Consider the following 3,209-nt stretch of genomic DNA (forward strand, 5'->3'; position numbering starts at 1 on the left):
ACGGCCGTTTTAATGGTACAGTAGAAGCCTCTGACAACGGTATTATCGTGAACGGCAGAGAAATTCAGATCACAGCTGAGCGCGAGCCTAAGAACCTTCCTTGGGGCGAACTGGGTGTAGACGTAGTACTGGAGTCTACTGGCCGTTTCGTAGATGAGCAAGGCGCTGGTGGTCACCTCGAAGCAGGTGCCCGTAAAGTAGTTATTTCTGCTCCTGCAAAAGGAAATATCCCAACTGTTGTGTTGGGGGTTAACGAAGATATACTGACTGGCGAAGAGCGAATCGTTTCCAACGCTTCCTGTACAACCAACTGCCTTGCGCCGATGGCCAAAGTCCTGGACGACGCGTTCGGTATCGAGAAAGGCTATATCACAACAGTTCACGCTTACACAGCTGACCAGAATCTGCAGGATGCGCCACACAGCGACCTGAGAAGAGCGCGTGCTGCTGCTTACTCCATCGTACCTACTTCTACAGGTGCTGCCAAGGCGGTTGGTCTGGTGCTTCCCCACCTGAAAGGCAAGCTGGATGGTGTGGCCATGCGCGTTCCTATTCCGGATGGTTCTCTTACTGACTTAACCTGTATCCTGAAAAGAGCCGTAACCAAAGAAGAGATCAACGCTGCTATGAAGAAAGCGGCAGAAGGCGATATGAAAGGCATCATGGAGTATACCGAAGATCCGATCGTTTCTATCGACATCGTTGGTAACCCGCACTCTTGTGTATTTGATGCAGAGTTGACATCAGCAAACGAAACACTTGTAAAAGTGGTAGGCTGGTACGACAACGAAACAGGCTACTCTAACAGAGCGGCTGACCTGATCGCCAGACTTGGCTAAACACCGGTTTCTCACCCATACCTGCAAAAGCCTGCCTATCCGGTGGGCTTTTGCGTTTTAATAGCGTATATAAAGTATTTATGCTATATTTCAACTAAAATGACAATTGTCATAGCAATGACTAGTCCGGTCCTGTACTTTTATACCTGAAATCAACCAACTCCTTAACTACCAAAACAACTTATGAGAAGAATATTAGTCCCCACCGACTTTTCTGAGCAAGCCAGAAATGCCTTTGAAGTAGCCGTAGCCATTGCACGTAAGACTGGTGCTGCCATCAAGTTGCTTCACGTAGTTGAAATGCCCGCCTCTTCTTACTCTTTTAGTGCGACCGGCGACCTCGTAGGAGGCAACGGCATGGAGCAGGTGTATATGATGAAGCTATTGGAATCTACCAAACATCAGATGGCAGAACTGGAACGCTCTGTTGAACACAAGGGAGTGGAAGTTGTGCAGGAGGTAGATGCCGATTCTGTTATCAGCAAGATCAAGCGTGTGATCCGGGAAGACAAGGTGGACCTGGTGGTGATGGGATCGAAGGGTGCGAGTGGCATGGACGAGTTCCTGATCGGTTCTAATACCGAGAAAGTAGTGCGCGCAGCAGATAGCCCTGTCCTCACCGTGAAAGCCCGCATACCCCGATTGGATTTCAAGAATATTGTGATGGCTTCCGACTTCAAGCGGGAGATCGGTACAGCGATAGAAAAGTTTAAATACTTCCAGCAGGTATTCGGAGCTACCCTGCACCTGGTTTACGTCAACACACCGGGCGCTTTCGAATCAACTGCCATCCTGCGCCAGCGCATGCAGACGGCTGCCGAGCGCTACGGGCTGCAAAACTTTACCATCAATGTCTACAACGATACGATTGAGGAGGATGGTATCCTTCACTTTGCGGAAGAGATCCGGGCTGATCTGGTCATGATGGCTACGCACGGACGTACCGGCCTGGCACACCTGCTGAGTGGCAGTATAGCCGAGGACCTGGTAAATCATTCTAACATACCGGTACTGACGTTTCATCTGAAATAAATTCAGGTATAGCAGCTACAGAGGAAAGTCTGGCCCGCAAGGCCAGGCTTTTTTTATTCTAATCCGGAAAGAATTACCTTTGCCGAAAGCCATTCTGCATGAGTAAGCGCCCCCACATCCGGTTCATTATCAATCCAACTTCCGGACCCAGGAGTAAGGTAGATGTAGCTGCACGCGTGAAGCTGCACCTGGACCACAGCAAATTCGACCATGACATCGTTTATACCGACTACGCAGGCCATGCGCCCGAACTGGCAAAGCAGGCGGCCGAAAAGGGCTGTGCCGTAGTGGTGGCGGTAGGAGGGGATGGAACCGTGAACGAGGTGGCACGGGGCCTGTTGCATACGGAAACTGCGCTCGGCATCATACCGCGTGGCTCGGGCAATGGCCTGGCACGGCACCTGCAGGTGCCCCTTAGCGTCGATGGCGCCATCCGGTTTCTAAACCAGGGGCATCGGACCCGGATCGACAGCGGTACGATCAACGGACATCCGTTTTTTACGACGGCAGGTATCGGTTTTGACGCCTACATCAGTTCGGTCTTTGCGGGCAGCAAGCATCGCGGTCTCAAGACGTATGTGGAGCTGATCATGAAAGAAGTGCGCAACTACCGCCACTTGCCCGTAAAAGTAACTATAAACGGCAAGACCCTGGACACGGACTGCTTCGTGCTGGCCTTTGCCAATGCGGCGCAGTATGGCAACAATGCCTACATTGCGCCGCTGGCCGACATCCGGGATGGCCTGCTGGATGTATGCCTGGTACGGAAGCTGGACATGTTCAAGGCCCTGAACCTGAGCTATTCCATGCTTGCCAAAAAGCCGGCCGGACCCGATAGTGCTGAATATTTTAAAGCCATGGCCGTGGAAGTGACTACAGACCACAGCATCATGTATCATGCCGACGGCGATTTTCTGGGAAAAGCTTCTGCTTTTAGTGTCAGCATGGTGCCCCAGTCCTTGTATGTCGTGGCGCCTTAGTATAGATTAAATAGAAGCTGATTATGAGCGATAAAAATAAAAAAGGAAGACAGGGAGTCGTATACTCTACCAGCACGGATTTCAACTACGCCTACGAGCAGGAGCAGGAAGCGGCTACGCTGCCGCCGCAGCAACAGAACCTAAAGGTGATGCTGGACAAGAAATCGCGTGGTGGCAAGCAGGTAACGCTGGTGGCGGGCTTTGTAGGCACGGATGAGGACCTGAAGGAACTGGGAAAAGTGCTGAAGAACAAATGTGGCGTAGGCGGCTCGGCCAAAGACGGCGAGATCCTGATCCAGGGAGACTTCCGCGATAAAGTAATGCAGGTGCTCCAGGCTGCCGGCTACAAAGCCAAAAA

General features: G+C 51.6%; 4 protein-coding genes. All 4 read left to right on the forward strand.

All coding sequences use genetic code 11. The features are described from left to right. On the forward strand, nucleotides 1–839 hold an 839-nt coding region (gene gap / locus OB13_RS16255; protein ID WP_461491230.1), incomplete at its 5' end, for a type I glyceraldehyde-3-phosphate dehydrogenase. 183 nt (nucleotides 840–1,022) lie between these two features. After that, nucleotides 1,023–1,871: a universal stress protein gene (locus tag OB13_RS16260; RefSeq protein WP_461491231.1), complete on the forward strand. Its 849-nt coding sequence runs from the start codon at nucleotides 1,023–1,025 to the stop codon at nucleotides 1,869–1,871. 98 nt (nucleotides 1,872–1,969) lie between these two features. Further along, nucleotides 1,970–2,851, forward strand: coding sequence for a diacylglycerol/lipid kinase family protein (locus tag OB13_RS16265; RefSeq protein ID WP_461491232.1), 882 nt, complete (start codon nucleotides 1,970–1,972; stop codon nucleotides 2,849–2,851). A gap of 23 nt (nucleotides 2,852–2,874) precedes the next feature. Beyond that, the coding region (locus tag OB13_RS16270) for a translation initiation factor (RefSeq protein ID WP_461491233.1) at nucleotides 2,875–3,209 on the forward strand (335 nt) is incomplete at its 3' end.

It is taken from the genome of Pontibacter sp. HJ8, assembly GCF_054824225.1.